The 19,035-nt window shown below is 58.8% G+C and carries 17 protein-coding genes; 13 read left to right on the top strand and 4 right to left on the bottom strand.

Annotated features, from left to right (window positions below):
* The first annotated feature begins 229 nt into the window (after positions 1–229).
* The 7 genes from RGV06_RS15885 (at position 230) to RGV06_RS15855 (ending at position 8,595) form a co-directional block, all read left to right on the top strand.
* A complete protein-coding gene (locus RGV06_RS15885; protein ID WP_019828062.1) occupies positions 230–1,582 on the top strand; it encodes a M16 family metallopeptidase in 1,353 nt (450 codons plus the stop codon).
* The gene (locus RGV06_RS15880; RefSeq protein ID WP_019828063.1) at positions 1,575–3,065 is read left to right on the top strand and encodes a M16 family metallopeptidase; all 1,491 of its coding nucleotides are present in this window, start codon (positions 1,575–1,577) and stop codon (positions 3,063–3,065) included. The genes RGV06_RS15885 and RGV06_RS15880 overlap by 8 nt, the downstream gene beginning before the upstream one ends.
* Entirely contained in the window at positions 3,065–3,664 is a 600-nt protein-coding gene (rsmD, locus tag RGV06_RS15875; RefSeq protein ID WP_019828064.1) for a 16S rRNA (guanine(966)-N(2))-methyltransferase RsmD, read from the top strand. The genes RGV06_RS15880 and rsmD overlap by 1 nt, the downstream gene beginning before the upstream one ends.
* 213 nt (positions 3,665–3,877) lie before the next feature.
* A complete protein-coding gene (locus RGV06_RS15870; protein ID WP_322150465.1) occupies positions 3,878–5,224 on the top strand; it encodes a M16 family metallopeptidase in 1,347 nt (448 codons plus the stop codon).
* Positions 5,217–6,650 carry a M16 family metallopeptidase gene (locus RGV06_RS15865; protein ID WP_322150464.1) on the top strand — a complete coding sequence of 478 codons (1,434 nt, stop codon included), beginning with the start codon at positions 5,217–5,219 and terminating at the stop codon, positions 6,648–6,650. Before RGV06_RS15870 ends, RGV06_RS15865 begins: the two co-directional genes overlap by 8 nt.
* A 74-nt stretch (positions 6,651–6,724) precedes the next feature.
* Positions 6,725–7,756 (top strand): hydrolase, encoded by a 1,032-nt coding sequence (locus tag RGV06_RS15860; protein ID WP_231984142.1) that lies wholly within the window; start codon positions 6,725–6,727, stop codon positions 7,754–7,756.
* Positions 7,756–8,595 (top strand): AraC family transcriptional regulator, encoded by an 840-nt coding sequence (locus RGV06_RS15855; RefSeq protein WP_019828069.1) that lies wholly within the window; start codon positions 7,756–7,758, stop codon positions 8,593–8,595. Before RGV06_RS15860 ends, RGV06_RS15855 begins: the two co-directional genes overlap by 1 nt.
* A gap of 42 nt (positions 8,596–8,637) precedes the next feature.
* On the opposite strand, the gene RGV06_RS15850 is transcribed toward RGV06_RS15855, so the two are convergent.
* Complete coding sequence (locus tag RGV06_RS15850; protein WP_046810373.1) at positions 8,638–9,492, bottom strand: sulfurtransferase; 855 nt, start codon at positions 9,490–9,492, stop codon at positions 8,638–8,640.
* Between the two features lie 29 nt (positions 9,493–9,521).
* Complete coding sequence (locus RGV06_RS15845) at positions 9,522–10,190, bottom strand: TetR/AcrR family transcriptional regulator (RefSeq protein WP_019828071.1); 669 nt, start codon at positions 10,188–10,190, stop codon at positions 9,522–9,524.
* A 164-nt stretch (positions 10,191–10,354) separates the two neighbouring features.
* Here RGV06_RS15845 and RGV06_RS15840 point away from each other — a divergent pair, with 164 nt between their 5' ends.
* From RGV06_RS15840 to RGV06_RS15820, 5 genes are all read left to right on the top strand, one after another.
* Positions 10,355–11,785: a coniferyl aldehyde dehydrogenase gene (locus RGV06_RS15840; protein ID WP_322150461.1), complete on the top strand. Its 1,431-nt coding sequence runs from the start codon at positions 10,355–10,357 to the stop codon at positions 11,783–11,785.
* Between the two features lie 13 nt (positions 11,786–11,798).
* On the top strand, positions 11,799–12,344 hold the full coding sequence (locus tag RGV06_RS15835; RefSeq protein ID WP_019828073.1) for a hypothetical protein: 546 nt from the start codon (positions 11,799–11,801) through the stop codon (positions 12,342–12,344).
* 40 nt (positions 12,345–12,384) lie between these two features.
* Positions 12,385–13,980 (top strand): GMC family oxidoreductase, encoded by a 1,596-nt coding sequence (locus RGV06_RS15830; protein ID WP_322150459.1) that lies wholly within the window; start codon positions 12,385–12,387, stop codon positions 13,978–13,980.
* 115 nt (positions 13,981–14,095) lie between these two features.
* Positions 14,096–14,578 carry a pantetheine-phosphate adenylyltransferase gene (gene coaD, locus RGV06_RS15825; RefSeq protein WP_004419754.1) on the top strand — a complete coding sequence of 161 codons (483 nt, stop codon included), beginning with the start codon at positions 14,096–14,098 and terminating at the stop codon, positions 14,576–14,578.
* Between the two features lie 99 nt (positions 14,579–14,677).
* A complete protein-coding gene (locus RGV06_RS15820; RefSeq protein WP_016782613.1) occupies positions 14,678–14,929 on the top strand; it encodes a YfhL family 4Fe-4S dicluster ferredoxin in 252 nt (83 codons plus the stop codon).
* 130 nt (positions 14,930–15,059) lie between these two features.
* Here the strand turns inward: RGV06_RS15820 and mutM are convergent, their stop codons facing one another.
* Positions 15,060–15,872 (bottom strand): bifunctional DNA-formamidopyrimidine glycosylase/DNA-(apurinic or apyrimidinic site) lyase, encoded by an 813-nt coding sequence (mutM, locus tag RGV06_RS15815; RefSeq protein ID WP_046810369.1) that lies wholly within the window; start codon positions 15,870–15,872, stop codon positions 15,060–15,062.
* A gap of 150 nt (positions 15,873–16,022) precedes the next feature.
* Here mutM and RGV06_RS15810 point away from each other — a divergent pair, with 150 nt between their 5' ends.
* On the top strand, positions 16,023–17,219 hold the full coding sequence (locus RGV06_RS15810; RefSeq protein WP_019828076.1) for a class I SAM-dependent rRNA methyltransferase: 1,197 nt from the start codon (positions 16,023–16,025) through the stop codon (positions 17,217–17,219).
* A 69-nt stretch (positions 17,220–17,288) separates the two neighbouring features.
* Here the strand turns inward: RGV06_RS15810 and RGV06_RS15805 are convergent, their stop codons facing one another.
* Positions 17,289–18,974 (bottom strand): DUF4153 domain-containing protein, encoded by a 1,686-nt coding sequence (locus tag RGV06_RS15805; protein ID WP_019828078.1) that lies wholly within the window; start codon positions 18,972–18,974, stop codon positions 17,289–17,291.
* Between the last annotated feature and the right edge of the window lie 61 nt (positions 18,975–19,035).

The following is a 19,035-nucleotide window of genomic DNA, read 5'->3' as shown; positions in this document are numbered from 1 at the left end:
CTCACACACTTCGTATTAACTCGGGTCTGGAACGGAAACTCGGCAAAAAAGCGAAATTTACCGGGATCCATCCACACTTCCAAGCGGGCTCCTATACTGCCCGATCAACCTTAGTCTGATCGTCAATGGCCTGATAGGCGTGGCCGCCAGTAAAACGGATCAGTATCCTAGCACCTCCTCACCTGCAGACGCTAAGGCCGAGCAGGTAGCCCAACAGGTTAAAAAACGAATGAATCTAGCCCGCCGCGCTGCTGGCCTGTTGCTCAGCACAGTTTTACTTCCGCTTTCGGCCCTGGCGGCCGAACCGCAACCTACCCACGAATTCCGCCTGGACAATGGCCTTAAAGTCATCGTGCGCGAAGACCATCGTGCGCCCGTCGTGGTTTCCCAGGTTTGGTACAAAGTGGGTTCCAGTTACGAGACACCCGGCAAGACCGGTCTGTCCCATGCCCTTGAGCACATGATGTTCAAGGGCAGTAATAAGGTCGGCCCCGGTGAAGCCTCGTTGATCCTGCGCGACCTAGGCGCCCAGGAAAACGCCTTCACCAGTGACGACTACACCGCGTATTACCAGGTACTGGCCCGTGACCGCCTGGGCGTGGCCTTTGAACTTGAGGCCGATCGTATGGCCAGCCTTCGCCTGCCGCCTGAAGAGTTCAAGCGCGAGATCGAGGTCATCAAGGAAGAGCGCCGCCTGCGCACCGACGACCAGCCCATGAGCAAAGCCTATGAGCTGTTCAGCGCCATGGCCTTCCCGTCCAGCGGTTACCACACACCGACCATCGGCTGGATGGTGGACCTTGAGCGTATGAGCGTTGGCGAGCTGCGTGCATGGTATGAAGAGTGGTATGCGCCCAACAACGCCACCTTGGTGGTGGTCGGCGACGTGACTCCGGATGAAGTCAAAGCCCTGGCCCAGCGCTACTTCGGCCCTGTTCCAAAACGCGAGATCCCTGTGGCCAAGATCCCGCTGGAGCTGCCAACCCCCGGGGAGCGCCTGCTCAAGATCCACGTACAGACCCAACTGCCAAGCTTGATGCTGGGTTTTAACGTACCAAGCATTGCGACAGCCAAAGACCCGATCACCGCCAACGCGCTGCGCCTGATTTCAGCGCTGCTGGACGGTGGCTACAGCGCACGCATGCCGACTCAACTGGAGCGCGGTGAAGAACTGGTCTCCGGCGCATCGTCCAGCTACAACGCCTTCACCCGTGGCGACAGCCTGTTCATGCTTTCGGCAATGCCCAACAGCCAGAAAAAAGTCACCATGGCCCAGGCCGAGGCGGGCTTGTGGCGCTTGCTGGACGACCTGAAAAAGACCCCGCCGACTACTGAAGAGCTTGAGCGCGTGCGTGCCCAGGTGATTGCCGGCCTGGTCTACGAGCGCGACTCGATCACCAGTCAGGCCACCTCGATTGGCCAACTTGAAACCGTCGGCTTGTCCTGGAAGCTGATGGACTCGGAGTTGGCTGATCTGCAAAAGGTCACTCCGGCTGATATCCAGCAGGCGGCCCGCACCTATTTCACTCGCGAGCGCCTCAGCGTTGCGCATGTACTGCCCGAGGAGAAAACCCATGAGTGAGCGTAAAGGTCCCCGCTACGCACTGCTCGGTCTGAGCGCCGCCGTACTGGTCGGCGCACTCGGCTACTTTTTCGCCAATCCCGATCAATCGGTTGCCAGCCAGGCGCTGGACAAGGCCAAGACGGAGCAAAAGCTCCAGTCATTGGCCGAACTCGACGGCAAGGCGCCCAGCCACCGAGCACTGAACGTGCAAACCTGGAAAACCGCCGAAGGCTCCAAAGTGCTGTTCGTCGAAGCCCGGGAACTGCCGATGTTCGACCTGCGCCTGACGTTCGCCGCCGGCAGCAGCCAGGACGACAACACCCCCGGCCTGGCCCTGCTAACCAACGCCATGCTCAACGAAGGCGTGGCCGGCAAAGATGTCGGCGCCATCGCTCAAGGTTTTGAAGGCCTGGGGGCCGACTTCGGCAATGGCGCTTATCGCGACATGGCCGTTGCCTCCCTGCGCAGCCTGAGCGATGTGGACAAGCGCACTCCAGCGCTCAATTTGTTCGCCGAGGTGGTGGGCAAGCCTACATTCCCGGCTGACTCCCTGGCGCGGATCAAAAACCAGTTGCTCGCCAGTTTTGAATTCCAGAAGCAAAATCCCGGCAAACTGGCCAGCGATGAGCTGTTCAAGCGCCTGTACGGCGATCACCCGTATGCACACGCCAGTGATGGCAACGCCCAGAGCATCACATCGATTACAATCGACCAGCTCAAGGCCTTCCACAACAAAGCCTACACCGCTGGCAACGCAGTTATCGCGATCGTTGGCGACCTGTCTCGCGCTGAAGCCGAAGCCATCGCAGCCCAGGTTTCGGCCGCGCTGCCTAAAGGCCCTTCCGTTGCAAAAACAGTTCAACCAAGCGAGCCAAAACCTGGTGCAACCCATATCGAGTTCCCGTCCAAGCAGACCCACTTGCTCGTATCTCAGCTGGGCATTGACCGTGACGACCCCGACTATGCCGCACTGGCTTTGGGCAACAGCATCCTGGGTGGTGGCGGTTTCGGCACGCGCCTGATGACTGAAGTACGTGAAAAACGCGGCCTGACCTACGGCGTGTATTCCGGTTTCAGCCCGATGCAAGCTCGTGGCCCGTTCATGATCAACCTGCAAACCCGTGCCGAATTGAGCGAAGGTACGCTCAAATTGGTGCAAGACATTTTGGCCGACTACCTGAAAAATGGTCCGACGCAAAAAGAACTCGACGATGCCAAGCGTGAACTGGCTGGCAGCTTCCCGCTGTCCACTGCCAGCAACTCAGCCATCGTCGGCCAACTTGGCGCAATGGGCTTCTATGATTTGCCTTTGGACTATCTTGAAACCTTCATGCAGAAATCCCAGGACCTGACCACCGATCAGGTCAAGGCCGCCATGAACAAGCACCTGAGCGCCGACAAAATGGTCGTAGTGACCGCCGGCCCAACCGTGCCGCAAAAACCACTGCCACCTCCTACCGATAAACCTTCAGAGCAACCTCTTGGGGTTCCGGAGCATTAATGGCAAAGCCAAAAAACACATCGCACTCAGGTGCGGGTCAGTTACGCATCATTGGCGGGGAATGGCGCAGCCGCAAGCTCGACTTTCCTCATGTAGAGGGCCTGCGCCCGACACCGGATCGCGTGCGTGAAACCCTGTTCAACTGGTTGGCCCCGCACATCGGCGGCGCCAAGGTACTCGACGTATTCGCCGGCAGCGGCGCGTTGTTCCTTGAAGCCATGTCCCGCGGCGCAGCCAAAGGCGTGGCACTGGACAGCAACCGCGATGCGATTTCCAACATTCGCGAGAACATGGGCATCCTGCGTTGCACCGTCGGCGAAGTGCAGCAAACCGACGCCCTGCGTTATCTGGACGCGACTGCAACTGACACGTTCGACGTGGTGTTCCTCGACCCGCCGTTCAACAAGGACCTGCTCAAGCCTGCCTGCGACCTGTTGGAGCAACGCGGCTGGCTGGCTGATGAGGCCTGGGTTTACACCGAAAGCGAAGTACGCCCATCGGAACTGAGCCTGCCTGCCAACTGGCGCCTGCACCGCGAGCAAAAAGCCGGGGGCGTGAACTACGCCCTGTGGCAGCGTGAGGCTGCACCCGCACAATAACCTGTAGCCGCTACCGCAGGCTGCGATCGAGCCCCAAGGGATCGCTCTTTTTGAGGAGCAAAACACCTTTGGCACTATCGCAGTTTACGGTAGCAGCTACACCGTCCGGGCGACGCATTAAGCGCGCCTTCAAACACCCCATACCTATGTAACGCCCTCTCCTGCCCTTACAAGCCCAGGCTGCTCTGACGATCAATCGTCAGGACACCCCCCATGAAACACTCCCTTGCCGGGGTAGCACTCGGTCTCATGCTGCAACCGCTAATGGCTTTGGCCAGCAGCGAACCCTCGACCCATCGATTCACACTGGATAACGGCCTCAAGGTCATCGTGCACGAAGACCACCGCAGCGCTGTGGTTCACTCTCAGCTCTGGTATCGAGTGGGCTCAAGCTATGAGCCCGCGGGCCAATCCGGGCTATCCCACGCCCTTGAACACATGGTCTTCAAAGGCAGCAGCAAACTCTGCCCGGCGCAGTCAGACCAGATATTTCAAAGCCTGGGTGCCACCGATAATGCGGTCACTCAACATGATGCCACCGTCTTCTATCAAACCTTGGCGCCCCACGCGCTGGCTGTCGCGCTTGAAATCATGGCAGACCAAATGAGCACTGCACATCTGTCCGCCGCGCAGTGGGAGGGGGAACGCGAAATCATCAAAAACGAGCGCAGCGAAAGCGTCGACAATGATCCGCAGCAACGGGCGCTTGAGTTGCCATTGCGCTTGGCATTTCCTTCCAGTGGTTCCGGCAGCCCGATAATCGGGTGGATGCACGACCTCGAGCGCATGCAGGTCGACGAACTCAAGCAGTGGTATCGCAGCTGGTACGCACCCAACAACGCCACGTTGATCATCGTCGGTGATGTCGACGTCAATCAGGTCAAGGCCATGGCCACCCGCTACTTCGGCCCTATTGCCCGACGAGAATTACCTGTAGCCAAACTCCCGCTCGAACTGGCCACCCCCGGCGAGCGTCGCATTACCCAGTACATCGCTCATCAAATCCCGAACCTGAGCATGACATTCAACGTGCCTAGCCTGAGCACGCAAACCGACCCCCGCACGGCCCCGGCACTGCAACTGCTCAGTGAACTGCTCGGCGGCGGCGATAGCTCACTGCTCAAAAGCAGGCTACGACACGACGAGGAACTGTTGATCGCCGTCGGTTCGCATTACAGCGGCATTAGACGCGGTGATGCCCTGTTCACCCTCGTCGCAGCCCTCAATCCTGAAAAAATGAAACCGCTGAACGAAGTTCAGGAGCAGATTTGGGCCGTGATCGACACGTTGAAAAATACGCCGCCTTCCAACGACACCCTTGAGCGAGCGAGGACGCGGATCATTGCACGGCATGTTTTCAGTCGCGATGACCTGCAAAACCAGGCCGTTTATCTGGGTGAGCTGGACATTGCAGGGTTGTCATCCGCACACGTCGAGCAACGAATGGAGACGTTGAAGGCAATAACCCCCGAAGACATCCAGCAAGCAGCGAAAACGTTCCTCACCCGCGACCGGTTAACCATCAGTCATGTGTTGCCCGAGGAGGCTCGCCATGAATAAGCCCCTACTCATCGCTGCCGGACTGCTGCTTAGCCTTGTCACTGCCACCGGGCAAGCCCTTGCGCAAGAACAGCCCGCACAACTGCAATCGCTGCTTGAACTGAGTCCGCCCGCCTCCGTTACACCCGTGCCAACGATCAAAGCCTGGCGGCTGGCGCAAAACACCAAGGTACTGTTTGTCGAAAACCACTCACTGCCCATGATCGATGTGCACATCAACTTTGCGGCAGGCAGCAATCAGGAAGGTGATTTACCTGGCCTGGCGGCGATGGTGCTGAGCCTGTTCAACGAAGGATCGACACTCAAGAGTGCCAATGCACTGGCCGATGGCTTTGACCGCCTCGGTGCTGAACTGAGTAACGGCATTAGCCAAGAACAGAGCTTTTTCACCCTACGCAGCTTGAGTGCACCGCACCTGCGCGAGCCGGCCCTGCAACTGTTCACCGAGATGCTGGCTAACCCGGGCTTTACCGTCGCAGGTCAGCGCCGGGTCAAAAACGAAATGCTCATCCAGCTCAAAATGGAACGGGAAACCCCACATTCTCGCGCACTGACGCTGATCAACAACGAGCTCTACCCAGGGCAACCCCGTGCCCGCTCGACGTACGGTACGGCCGAGAGTCTTGAGCGCATCGATGAGGCACAACTGAAGGCTTTTTATCGCCGCGCCTACACGGCCGCCAACGCTCAGATCGTGATCGTCGGTGACCTCACCCCGCAACAAGCGCAGCGCCTCAGTCGCTCGCTGGCCAATGCCCTGCCCACCGGACCGGCACTGCCTGATCAGCCGTCTTCGAGCGGCCCGAGTAGCACTGGCAAAATGCTGCATATCGAAGTTGAGGCTACCCAGACCCTGATCATGCTGGCTCAGGCAGCTCCACCCGCTCAGCACCCGGACGGGGTGGCTGTGCTCGCCGGGCATACTATTTTCGAGCAGATCCTCAATCAGTACTTAAGAGAGGAGCGCAGCGTCACCTATGGCGTGTTATCAGATATCCCGCCTGCACAGGGACCCGCCACCTGGACCATTAACCTCAATACCCCTTCGCACTACAGTCAAAGCGCACTGGACCACATCAAAACCCTGTTTGCTCACTATCTGGAAGACGGTCCCGATGCATCGCATCTGGACAACATAAAACAATCCCTCCTGCAGGGTTTGCCGCAGCTCACGGCCAGTAATCTGGCGATGCGAAACGAGCTGTCCATGATCGGCCGTTTTAACCATCCCCTGTCCTTCGGCTATAAAACCCGACAGATTCAGGCCCTGACCGCCGAACAGATAAAAGCGGCGATGAACCGGCACTTCAGTGCCGACGGCTGGGTCAGCGTGACCGTCGGGCCCCGCGCTGAGCAGTTGCCTTTGCCGGACGTGATGGCGCTTGAAGCTTCGATGGCGCACAGTTGCATGCCAGCCATCAGATAACTCAGCACTTGGGTGCAGGGCTCTGATATGGCAATTTAGACACCCGCCGTACCCGTCACCCGATGAGAACCACAGTGCCTTTTTCAGCCAGCCATGATTCACCCTCCAAGCCGTTTACCCCGGCGTTGGGTCTGGGCAATCCCCACATCCAGACGTTATGGGGCCCGTTATGGCGCACCAAGCCTGTCATTGAGCATCGGCGTGAACGCTTGTGGTTGAAGGATGGCGACTTTCTCGATCTGGACTGGCACGGCACGCCTTCCCCCCAGGCACCTGTGGTTCTGGTGCTGCATGGTCTGACCGGCTCATCGGGTTCGCACTACGTCCTTGGGCTGCAAAACGCCCTTGCCGCCCGTGGCTGGACCAGTGCTGCACTGAACTGGCGAGGGTGCTCGGGCGAACCTAATCTGCTGGCTCGCAGCTATCACTCAGGCGCCAGCGAAGATCTGGCCGAGGCCGTGGCGCATATACGCGCCACCCATCCGCAGGCGCCCCTGTACGCCGTGGGCTATTCGCTGGGTGGCAATGTGCTGCTCAAGTATCTGGGCGAAAGCGGCTCCGAAAGTGGACTACAAGGCGCTGTCGCCGTGTCGGTACCGTTTCGTCTTGACCAGTGTGCCGACCGTATCGGCCTCGGGTTTTCGAGGGTCTATCAGGCTCACTTCATGCGCGAGATGCTGGCCTACGTCAAAGTCAAAAAGCACCGCTTTCAGCTCGACGCCCGTCACGAAGACCTGGCCAGCCTGACCAAGCTGGGCTCCGTAAAAGCGCTGAGCAAAATGCGCACTTTCTGGGAATTCGATGACCGCGTGACGGCACCGCTTAACGGTTATCTCAACGTCGATGACTACTACCGTCGCGCCTCCAGCCGTTACTTCCTCGCAGCCATCGACACCCCCACGCTGATTATCCAGTCCACGGACGATCCGTTCGTGTTCAAGCACAGCATCCCCGAGACCAGCGAACTGTCGGCCACCACCCAACTAGAACTGCACCCCAAGGGCGGGCATGTCGGGTTTTTGGAAGGCACCCCAGGAAAACCCGGCTACTACCTTGAACGACGGATCCCGCAATGGCTGGCCGCGCTGCGGCTTGAGTCCGAGTAGTGGACGCCGAGCAGGGTGAGTCGATCCGCTTCTGGCAAACACCGCCTCTGACCGGAGTCGAACTGCTCACGGCGCGTTACATCGAGCACCGTTTCGTGCCCCACGTACATGATGGTTTTGTGATAGGCATGATTGTCGCGGGAGCTCAGCGTTATCGCTACCGGGGCGCCGAACACCTGGCAGCCACTGGCACGCTGGTCCTGATCAACCCGGACGAAGTTCACAATGGCCACAAAGGCCACGAGGCTGGCTGGCGCTATCGGGCGTTCTACCCGGACAACGCACAAATACACCAGTTGATGGAGGAACTGGAACTGCCTGCCACGCACTTGCCGACGTTCAATGACACGCTTCTGTACGACAGCGACCTGTTCCACGGGTTGTTCCAGTTGCATCAGTTGCTCGAAGGGCCAGTCAGCGCACTGCAACAGCAAACCGCGTGGCGCCAGATGATGCTCGCACTGCTCAATCGCCATGCCCGCCTGCCGATGCCGGCCAAGCCCGGGGTCGAGCATCGCGCCGTGAGTCGGGCCAAAGAACTGCTAAACGCCCGGCTGGCCGAGCCGCCGTCACTTGAAGAGCTGGCAGCGGCAGTCAACCTGTCACCCTTCCATTTTGCCCGGGTATTTCAACGGGCCACTGGCATGCCGCCTCATACCTGGCTGATGCAGCAGCGCATCGCCCATGCCCGAGCCCTGTTACAACAGGGCTGCTTGCCATTGCAGGTGGCGACACAACTGGGGTTTGCCGACCAAAGCCACCTGAGTCGACAATTCAAAAAGGTCTACGGCGTAGGCCCAGGCGCGTATCGTTTAGCCAGTGCGAACTCGGACCGCTGATGATTGCAGCCTGCTCCCACACACTAAACCGCCCTCGGTTGATCAATCGCCAGTAGCAATGCCACGCGCTGGATCGTTGATCCATTCACTCCACGAACCTGCATAGAGCTTGCCCAACGGATAGCCCGCCAACCCCAATGCAAAGAGGTTATGGCACGCCGTCACGCCGGATCCGCAATAGGCCACCAGCTCATCGGGCGAACGATCCCCGAGTTTTTCGGCGAACCGCTGCTTGAGCTGCTCGGCAGGCAAAAAACGCCCCGTGCTATCCAGATTTTCACTGAACGCCGCACATTGCGCGCCTGGAATGTGCCCGGCCACCGGGTCGATGGGTTCGACCTCGCCACGAAAGCGCGGCTGGGCACGGGCGTCGATCAAGGTCATCTGCGGTTTGCCAAGGCGCTTTTGCAATTGCTCAGCACTGAGCAGCATATGGCTGTCAGGTTTACCTTCGAACGTACCGCGCAACGTCGGGGCCGCATCCAGGCTCAGGGGAAATCCCGCTCCATGCCAGGCTTTGAGGCCGCCATCCAGGATAAATACGCCGTCACGCTTGCCCAGCCAGGTCAGCAACCACCATGCCCGAGCAGCAAAGGCACCGGGACCATCGTCATACAGCACCACATCGCTGTCGGCATTTACGCCCCAGACCCGCAGTCGCTCCACCAGGGTGCGCGGGTCGGGCAACGGGTGACGACCTGTCACGCCTTTGATCACCGGACCGCTCAGGTCGCGCTCAAGATCAGCAAATTGTGCGCCGGCTATGTGCCCTTCGGCATAACTGCAACGGCCATAATCCGGGTCTTCCAGGGCAAAGCGACAGTCCAGGATAACCAGACCGGGCTGCGCCTGACGTTCATTCAGGGCGTGAGGGCTGATCAGTTGCGCAACGGGCATAGTGAACTCCTGAGGGGGGTGAAATGCAGTTATTGAGCGTACAGCGCATGTTCCAGGGGAACGTAATATTCCTTGATCAGGTCATCGACTGCTTCACGGGCCTGGTCGGTGACAAACCCCGCCTCCAGCACCAGCAGTTGATACACACCACGCTTGATCGCCTGCTCGCTGAGCTGCTCACTGTTCTCACGGGTGGTGCATAAAAATCCGACCCACGAGGTAAGAATAATCCACGCGTTAAGGCTCAAGGATTCGATTTGCTGGGAGGTCATACGCAAGATTTCGGCCTCGACAAATCCGGCATAGATCGCCTGCGCCTGAGCCAGGCAGTGCTGTGAAAAGCGTCGATAGCGGATGGCCAGTTCCGAATCACTGTGCAGTAAATGCTCAATGTCGCGGTACAAAAAACGATAGCGCCACATGGCATCCAGCAGTTGCTGCAAATAATGGCGCTTGTCGGCAACGGTCGGCAAACGCCCTTCTGGCGGGTGTAGAAAACTCAACACCAACGCTTCGTACTCGCTGAACAAGACCGAGATAATCGCCTGCTTGTTGGGGAAGTGGTAATACAGATTGCCCGGCGAAATTTCCATGTGGGCCGCAATGTGGTTGGTGCTGACACTGCGTTCGCCCAGCTGGTTAAAAAGCTCCAGGCTGCTATTGGCGATGCGCTGGCTGGTTTTTAGTCGTATGGCCATGGGCTTGCGCTTAAATTAAAAACGAAAGGCATCTTACGGCCTAACCTTGAATCGATAAACAACACGGGTGACAGGCCCGGCGATTGACAACTTAGAGCACAAGCTCTAAAAACATCACTGCTCTCCAACGATAAAAACCCATAGAAAAAACGCCTGGAGCAACCATGTCTGTCGACAGTGCCTACGATCACAACGTCTCATCCCTTCAGGATGAGCTCAATTCACTGCTCGACAAACAGCGCCAGGCCTACGCAGCCCATCCGTTTGCACCTCTTGCGCAACGCCAGCAATGGTTAAAAAGTCTGCGCCAACTGCTCAGTGCCGAGCGTGAAGTCTTAATCGACGCCATCAGTCAGGATTTCAGCCACCGCAGTCCGGACGAAACCTTGTTTGCCGAGCTGATGCCTTGCCTTCACAGCATTGATTACACCCTAAAACACCTCAAACGCTGGATGAAACCTTCAGCGCGCAGCGTCGGCATGATGTTTGTACCCGCCAGCGCCAAGGTGGTGTACCAGCCACTGGGCGTGGTCGGAATTATCGTGCCGTGGAACTACCCGCTGTACCTGGCAATTGGCCCTTTGGTCGGGGCATTGGCCGCCGGCAACCGGGTCATGCTCAAGCTCAGCGAGTTCACCCCGGCCACAGGGCGTTTGCTCAAGGATTTGCTGGGGCGCATCTTTCCCGAAGACATGGTGACGGTGGTGCTGGGCGAAGCCGATGTGGCTGTAGCGTTCTCCAGCCTGGGGTTTGATCACTTGCTGTTCACCGGTTCCACCCATGTGGGCAAGCAGGTGATGCGCGCGGCCGCTGAAAACCTGACCCCCATCACCTTGGAGCTGGGCGGCAAATCCCCCGCCATTGTGTCGGCCGATGTACCGCTTAAAGACGCAGCCCAGCGCATCGCCTGGGGCAAGACCCTGAACGCGGGACAAACCTGTATCGCCCCGGATTACGTGCTGGTACCCCAGGATCGGGTCGACGGTTTTGTCGAGGCCTACCGCCAGGCGGTCCACAGTTTTTATCCAACCCTGACCGACAACCCGGACTACACCGCAATCATCAACGAACGCCAGTTGGCACGACTTGAACGGTTGCAGGCCGATGCAACCCTCAAGGGCGCGCGTCTGGTTCCGTTGTATGAACAGGGTCAGGGGCGGCGCATGCCCCACACGTTGGTGCTGCAAGTGAGCGACGACATGCAGATCATGCAGGACGAAATCTTTGGCCCGCTGTTGCCCGTCGTGACCTACACCCATCTGGATCAGGCATTGGCGTACATCAACGCCAGACCCCGCCCCTTGGCGCTTTATTACTTCGGCTACAACAAGGCCGAGCAACAGCGCGTCATCCAGCACACCCACTCGGGCGGTGTCAGCATCAATGAAACACTGCTGCACGTGGCCATCGACGACCTGCCTTTTGGAGGGGTCGGGCACTCGGGCATGGGCCATTACCACGGTCACGAAGGCTTTCTGACCTTTAGCAAAGCCAAAGGGGTATTGGTCAAACAGCGCTGGAACAGCTCGCTGATGATCTATCCGCCTTACGGCAGGCAATTGGTGCGTCTGATCCAAAAACTGTTCATCCGCTAGCGGAGCCTTGGCCATGCCTGTACTCAGTGTCGAGAACGCCCTGCTTTCACGCCGCGGGGTCTTGAAAGTAGGCGCGTGTGCCAGTGCATTTCTGGCGACTGCGGGGCTTAGCGCCAGCCTCAGTGGCTGCTCGGCCAGCAGCAGTGCCAGCGGCTTTGCGGTGTTGCGCAGCAGTGACCTGGCTTTTTTACGCGCACTGATCCCGGTCATGCTCGCTGGCAGCGTGCCTGCATCCTCAATGCCCGACGCTGCGAAGGCCACGCTGAACACTCTGGACGACAACCTCAACCACTTGTCTCCCGCACTGCTCAGCCTCACCCAACAACTGCTCGACGTACTGGCCATGCCCGTAACACGCGGCCCGTTGACCGGGGTTTGGGGCCGCTGGGAAAACGCCAGCCCCGAGCAGATCCGGCACTTTCTCCAGCGCTGGCAAAACAGCAGCCTGGGCTTGCTGAAAATGGGTCATGGCTCGCTGGTGCAGTTGGTCATGATGAGTTGGTACGAGTGCCCGCAATCATGGGCCGCCTGCGGCTATCCGGGCCCGCCAAAAATATAAAAAACACTCAAGATCCCGCACTCATGTCGAGTAATCCCTGATGCCCGTAACCGATCCGTTCCGCGAAGGCCTGGCCCGAGGCTGGAAAACCCATGATGGCTCGCAACTGGAAGGCGACCTGACACTGGAGGCAGACGTCGCCATCGTCGGCAGTGGCGCAGGCGGCGGCACCACGGCTGAAATCCTCAGCGCAGCGGGTTACAAGGTTTTACTGATCGAAGAAGGACCGCTCAAGACCAGCAGCGATTTCAAATTGCTCGAGAACGAGGCCTACGCCAGCCTGTATCAAGAAGGTGTAGGACGCATGAGTAAGGACGGCGCCATCAGCATTCTGCAAGGCCGGGCCGTGGGCGGCACCACGCTGGTCAACTGGACCTCAAGCTTTCGCACCCCGGCGCCCACCCTGGAACACTGGGCCCGCGAGCACGCAGTCGCAGGCCACAGCGAAGAGCAGATGGCTCCCTGGTTCGAACACATGGAGCAGCGCCTGGGTGTTGCGCCCTGGCAAGTCCCGCCCAACGCCAACAACGAAGTGATCCGCAACGGCTGCGAAAAGCTCGGCTACAGCTGGCATGTGATCCCCCGCAACGTGCGGGGCTGCTGGAACCTGGGCTATTGCGGCATGGGCTGCCCGACCAACGCCAAACAATCGATGCTCGTCACCACCATTCCCGCAACCCTGGAAAACGGCGGCGAACTGCTGTACCTGGCCCGTGCTCAGCGCCTGTTGATCAGTGGCGACCAGGTCACCGGCCTGGAGTGCCAGGCCATGGACAGCCGATGCGTGGCCCCCAATGGTCACAAAATAACGATCAAGGCGCGGCATTACGTGCTGGCAGGCGGTGGCATCAATACGCCCGGCCTGCTGATGCGCTCCAATGCACCCGACCCGCACAAACGTCTGGGCAAGCGGACGTTTCTGCATCTGGTCAACTTCTCCGCGGCGCAATTTCCTACTGCAATCAATCCTTTCTACGGTGCGCCGCAGTCAATTTACTCGGATCACTTTCAATGGAAAGACGGCCCCAAAGGCCCTATGGGCTACAAACTGGAAGTACCGCCGCTGCACCCGGCACTGGCCTCCACCTTGTTTGCAGGTTTTGATCAGAGCAGCGCTGAACAAATGGCCAAACTACCCAATACCCACATGATGCTGGCACTGATGCGCGACGGTTTTCATCCCGACAGCCCCGGGGGCAGTGTCGAGTTGCGCAGCGATGACAGCCCGGTACTCGATTACACCCTCACGCCTTACGGCTGGGAGGGGCTCAAGCGCGCCTTTCACAGCATGGCCGAAATCCAGTTTGCGGCGGGCGCCAGCGCAGTTATGCCATTGCACAGCGATGCGCGCTACATGACCAGCCTTCGCGAAACACGTGACCAGATCGACAGTTTGAGCCTTGAGTTGTATCGAACTCGCCTGGCCAGTGCCCATGTGATGGGCGGATGTTCGATGGGGGAGAATTCGCAAATGGCCGTCACCGACAGCCTCGGCCGCCATCATCAATTGCGCAATGTATCGGTCCACGACGGCTCTTTATTCCCCACCAGCATTGGCGCCAACCCACAATTATCGGTGTACGGACTGACGGCAAAACTCGCGACCCAATTGGCCGAACGCCTCAAAAGTTCATGAAAAAGCAGTTAATTCGTCGCGTCTATAGTGCTTTCTTCTTCGAATGGCGACTTGGCCGACCGGTAATGCTGCGATACCATCCGACTCCCCAACGGATTCCCGCCAGGACGACGCGATGAACCGAGTGTTGTACCCAGGTACATTCGACCCTATTACCAAGGGCCATGGCGATCTGGTCGAACGCGCTTCGCGCCTGTTCGATCACGTGATTATTGCTGTCGCTGCCAGCACCAAGAAAAACCCGCTATTCCCTCTGGAACAGCGTGTGGAGCTGGCTCGTGAAGTCACCAAACACCTGCCCAATGTAGAGGTGGTCGGTTTCTCGACGCTGCTCGCGCATTTCGCCAAAGAACAGAATGCCAATGTCTTTCTGCGTGGCCTGCGTGCCGTGTCGGACTTCGAATATGAGTTTCAGCTGGCGAACATGAATCGCCAACTGGCCCCCGATGTCGAAAGTCTGTTCCTCACGCCGTCAGAGCGTTATTCGTTCATATCGTCGACATTGGTGCGCGAAATCGCGGCATTGGGCGGTGATATAAACAAATTTGTGCACCCGGCGGTAGCTGATGCCCTGACCGAGCGTTTTCGCAAGAAATAACCACTGAAGCGGCGCCCGCGTGCACTGCGGGCGCCAATGCGGCACAATTGCCGCATTCGATTTCAGTTGCCCGGGCCAACCGCCCCGGCCGGAGTACCCATGTCCCTGATCATCACCGACGATTGCATTAACTGCGACGTCTGCGAACCCGAGTGTCCGAACGCTGCCATTTCCCAGGGCGAAGAGATCTATGTGATCGACCCCAACCTGTGTACCCAGTGCGTTGGTCACTACGATGAACCGCAATGCCAACAAGTCTGCCCGGTTGACTGCATCCCGCTGGATGAAGCCCACCCGGAAACCGAAGAACAGCTGATGGAAAAGTACCGGGCAATTACCGGGAAGGCCTGATTCATCGTCTATGCGATTTGTGTGGGAGCGGGCTTGCTCGCGATAGATTCACTGCGGTCGACCCGTTCGACCGAGGTGGTTGCATCGCGAGCAAGCCCGCTCCCACAAGCGTTCAGCGCACGACTGGCGGCTACGTCTGGCAACGCGGGCAAAACACGCTGGCACGCTGACCCAACTTGACGTCACGCAGCTCAGTGCCGCAAATCTTGCACGGTTCATACCCACGCCCGTATACAAATAGCTCCTGCTGAAAGTAACCGGGCTGGCCATCACCGCCGATAAAGTCACGCAAGGTAGTGCCTCCGCGCTCGATGGCGGCGGCCAAAATCCGTTTGATCTCAATCGCCAGTTTCAAATACCGCGCCCGGGAAATACTCTTGGCCTCGCGGCGCGGATCGATCCCTGCAGCAAACAAGGCTTCGGTCGCGTAAATATTGCCCACGCCCACCACCACCGCGTTATCCATAATGAACGGCTTGACCGCCATCGAACGCTTGCGCGACAGCTGAAACAGTCGGTCGCCATCAAACAGGTCCGTCAGCGGCTCCGGCCCCAGGCGCACCAGCAGTTCATGGTTCAGCGGGTCCAGGCTCCAGAGCATTGCCCCAAACCGGCGCGGGTCGGTGTAGCGCAAGGCCAGACCGGACTCCAGCTCAATGTCCACATGCTCATGCTTGGCGGCGGGCAGGCCCGCTTCCACCAGTCGCAAGTTGCCGGACATGCCCAAATGGCTGATCAGCGTCCCCACCTCAGCGTTAATCAGCAGGTACTTGGCCCGGCGCTCGACCAATACAATACGCTGCCCGGACAGGCGCACATCAAGGTCTTCGGGGATCGGCCAGCGCAGACGGCGCTCGCGCACAATCACCCGGCTGACCCGCTGCCCTTCAAGATGCGGGGCGATGCCACGTCGGGTGGTTTCGACTTCAGGTAATTCAGGCATGGGGGCTCCGTACTCTGGAAGAGCTGGCGATTCTAACGGAAATTTCTGCGTTACCAGCTCCGCGATCCGACGCAATGCGGTGAATCAGCCAAGCCCCAAGGTTACGTCTAAGGCTATAATCGCGCCCTTTTCAATACCCGGAGCGACGTCATGTCCCTGCCAAGCCTGCGCCTTAAAGCCAATGCCGATCGACGCCTGCGCGCCGGCCACTTGTGGGTCTACAGCAACGAAATCGATGTAGCCGCCACACCGCTGAACGGTTTTAAGGCCGGCGACCAAGCGGTACTCGAAACCGCCGGCGGCAAGCCGCTGGGCATCGTTGCCATGAGCCCCAACAACCTGATCTGTGCACGCCTGCTGTCGCGCGACATCAAGCTGCCATTGGACAAATCGTTGCTGGTTCACCGCCTGAACATGGCCCTGTCCCTGCGCGACCGCCTGTTCGACAAGCCTTACTACCGCCTGGTTTACGGCGATTCAGACCTGCTGCCGGGCCTGGTAGTCGATCGTTTCGGCGACATCCTGGTGGTCCAGTTGGCCTCGGCCACGATGGAACAGCACAAAGACGACGTGATCGCAGCACTGGTGCAAGTCCTCAAGCCAAGCGGCATCCTGTTCAAGAACGACTCGGCTGCCCGCGATGCCGAAGGCCTTGAGCGTTACGTCGAAACCGTGTTCGGCCTGGTGCCGGAGTGGGTTGCCCTGGAAGAGAACGGCGTCAAGTTCGAAGCCCCGGTCATGACCGGTCAGAAAACCGGCTGGTTCTACGATCACCGCATGAATCGTGCCCGCCTGGCGCCTTACGTCAAAGGCAAAAAGGTCCTGGACCTGTTCAGCTACATCGGTGGCTGGGGTATTCAGGCCGCTGCTTTCGGCGCCAGCGAAGTCACGTGTGTCGACGCTTCGTCGTTCGCCCTGGACGGTGTTGAGCGCAACGCTGCCCTGAACGGTTTTGCCGAACGCGTTACCTGCATGGAAGGCGACGTGTTTGAAGCCCTCAAGGAACTCAAGGCCAACGAAGAGCGTTTCGACGTGATCGTTGCTGATCCACCGGCCTTCATCAAACGCAAAAAAGACCTGAAGAACGGCGAAGGTGCCTACCGTCGCCTGAATGAACAAGCCATGCGCCTGCTCACCAAGGACGGGATTCTGGTCAGCGCATCGTGCTCAATGCACCTGCCGGAAGACGACCTGCAAAACATTCTGCTGACCAGCGCCCGCCATCTGGACCGCAACATCCAGCTGCTGGAACGCGGCGGCCAGGGCCCGGATCACCCGGTACATCCAGCCATCAACGAAACGCGCTACATCAAGAGCATCACCTGCCGTTTGCTGCCTAACAGCTGATTTGGCGCATTAGCCCCGGTGGGAGCGAGCAGGCTCGCTCCCACCGTTATGGTCACACGAGTCCGGTGTTCACTTTTTGTCCAGCGTCGGGCTCAGCTCCACCCCGTCAATCTGCAACGATTGATAGCGCGGCGTCACCACCTTCACCTTGCCCTGACGGATCTTCTCGATCAGCTCCAGCGAGCTTTCCCCGCCGCCAGCATAAGTACCGACGCGCTGCCAGTTGCCCTGGGCGTCACGCTTAAAGAAGTACAGGGGCTCTGACCACTTGTTCTTGGGTAATTGCAGCACCTCCGGCTGCCCGTCCTGATCCAGGTCCACTGCCCATAACGCGCAACCTGGTGCCAGGCATAACTGCCCGTTGAATCGCTTGTCGTAGAACTGCTCGCTGCCCTCGACCTTGGGCCCAATCCACTCCAGTAGTCGCTCCGACCCTGTTGGACCATTGCCCGCGCTCACCTCCTTGAGACGTTTCAACAAGACTTGGCGACCAGGCTCGGCCAACACCAACCCCTGCTCGACTTGCTCCAGCAACGCGTCATACGCCTGTTTGCCCTCTGATCCCAGTCGATTGCGCAGCGTGTCTGCATCAAAGTTATCCACCGCCGTCCGGCCACTGAGCAAGCGCTGCACCTGATTGTTCGCGCTCATCTTCAGTGGGCTGAACCACGGCGTGTGCATCGCCAGCAACAGCACCACGCAGAGCAGCGCAATCACCGGATTGCTGACGCGCAGACTGCCCAGCCAGATTGATCGAGAGACAAACACGGCCAAAAGCGCCGCCACGCTGTGAATAAAAATCACCAGCACCAACACCATTGCCAGAATCCGCGACGGCGTCAGGCCGTATTGCTCGATGCGCAGCCATGTCGAATACCCCGCCAACACCACCAGCACCGGCAAGCACAACAGGCACAGGTCTACCACTCGCACCAGCCACGTCGGGTAACCACTGCCTTGGGTTCCATCCTGAAACACGCCATTAAGCAAAAATAGATTGACCGCCACCAGCCACAACATGATCGGCGTCGAATAGCCCGTATCCCAGATCGGCTCGAGCCCGGTAAAGGGCAACGCGAAGGTGAACACAATCACAATCAGTGCACTCAATGGCAGCAGAAAGCGGCACAGAGTCAGCACAATTCCCCGTAGCAGGCCAATGACCCGTTCTTTTTCGCGGCCCATATGCACACCCAGGGCAAATACCATCGCCGAGCTGATGCATATAAAACCCTCGGTGGAGAACAATTTATTGAGGGCCACAATCCCGAGCATTTTGAACAAGCCGCCCCACAACCACAGCAATGCCCAGAACACCGCATTCAACAGCAGCCCCAGCAAGACGATAAACACCGTGCCCCAGGCATGGCGAAACAGGTCTTCGTAGCGAGGGTAACGCCCTTCGCGGGTTGGCCAGCTCAGAATGAAAACCGTGCAGATATAAGTAATCACTACGGCAAAAAAGCTCCAGCTGCCGGCCAGCCAGCTGCCCGGGCGCCAATACTCATCACCATCCCAAAAAACCCAGGCACTGATCGCAGTCATGACGACCGTCAGCCCCACCACTAGCCATGCCGTGCCACGATGGCGAATGTTCTCGCCCAGCAGCAACAGGTTGACGCCGCCCACCAGCACCGCCGTTATCAGCCCATACCACGCACCGGGATCACCCATGGAAGTGGCCAGCCACAGCAACAGCCCTTGCACCAGACCGATGGCCAGATACGTCATGACGGAGCGTTCGAGCGTCAGCATTTAGAGTCCTCACTGAAAAACCAATCACACACTATTACTTGAATCCCATGAAACGGTCCTG

The sequence above is a fragment of the Pseudomonas sp. CCI3.1 genome (assembly GCF_034313985.1).
GTDB lineage: Bacteria > Pseudomonadota > Gammaproteobacteria > Pseudomonadales > Pseudomonadaceae > Aquipseudomonas > Aquipseudomonas psychrophila.
This window is presented reverse-complemented; position numbering and strand designations above follow the sequence as displayed.

Coding starts and splice junctions, on each gene's coding strand:
- RGV06_RS15885 (WP_019828062.1), top strand. CDS start 230: ATGAATCTAGCCCGCCGCGCTGCTGGCCTGTTGCTCAGCACAGTTTTA.
- RGV06_RS15880 (WP_019828063.1), top strand. CDS start 1,575: ATGAGTGAGCGTAAAGGTCCCCGCTACGCACTGCTCGGTCTGAGCGCC.
- rsmD (WP_019828064.1), top strand. CDS start 3,065: ATGGCAAAGCCAAAAAACACATCGCACTCAGGTGCGGGTCAGTTACGC.
- RGV06_RS15870 (WP_322150465.1), top strand. CDS start 3,878: ATGAAACACTCCCTTGCCGGGGTAGCACTCGGTCTCATGCTGCAACCG.
- RGV06_RS15865 (WP_322150464.1), top strand. CDS start 5,217: ATGAATAAGCCCCTACTCATCGCTGCCGGACTGCTGCTTAGCCTTGTC.
- RGV06_RS15850 (WP_046810373.1), bottom strand. CDS start 9,492: ATGCCCGTTGCGCAACTGATCAGCCCTCACGCCCTGAATGAACGTCAG.
- RGV06_RS15845 (WP_019828071.1), bottom strand. CDS start 10,190: ATGGCCATACGACTAAAAACCAGCCAGCGCATCGCCAATAGCAGCCTG.
- RGV06_RS15840 (WP_322150461.1), top strand. CDS start 10,355: ATGTCTGTCGACAGTGCCTACGATCACAACGTCTCATCCCTTCAGGAT.
- RGV06_RS15835 (WP_019828073.1), top strand. CDS start 11,799: ATGCCTGTACTCAGTGTCGAGAACGCCCTGCTTTCACGCCGCGGGGTC.
- RGV06_RS15830 (WP_322150459.1), top strand. CDS start 12,385: ATGCCCGTAACCGATCCGTTCCGCGAAGGCCTGGCCCGAGGCTGGAAA.
- coaD (WP_004419754.1), top strand. CDS start 14,096: ATGAACCGAGTGTTGTACCCAGGTACATTCGACCCTATTACCAAGGGC.
- RGV06_RS15820 (WP_016782613.1), top strand. CDS start 14,678: ATGTCCCTGATCATCACCGACGATTGCATTAACTGCGACGTCTGCGAA.
- mutM (WP_046810369.1), bottom strand. CDS start 15,872: ATGCCTGAATTACCTGAAGTCGAAACCACCCGACGTGGCATCGCCCCG.
- RGV06_RS15810 (WP_019828076.1), top strand. CDS start 16,023: ATGTCCCTGCCAAGCCTGCGCCTTAAAGCCAATGCCGATCGACGCCTG.
- RGV06_RS15805 (WP_019828078.1), bottom strand. CDS start 18,974: ATGCTGACGCTCGAACGCTCCGTCATGACGTATCTGGCCATCGGTCTG.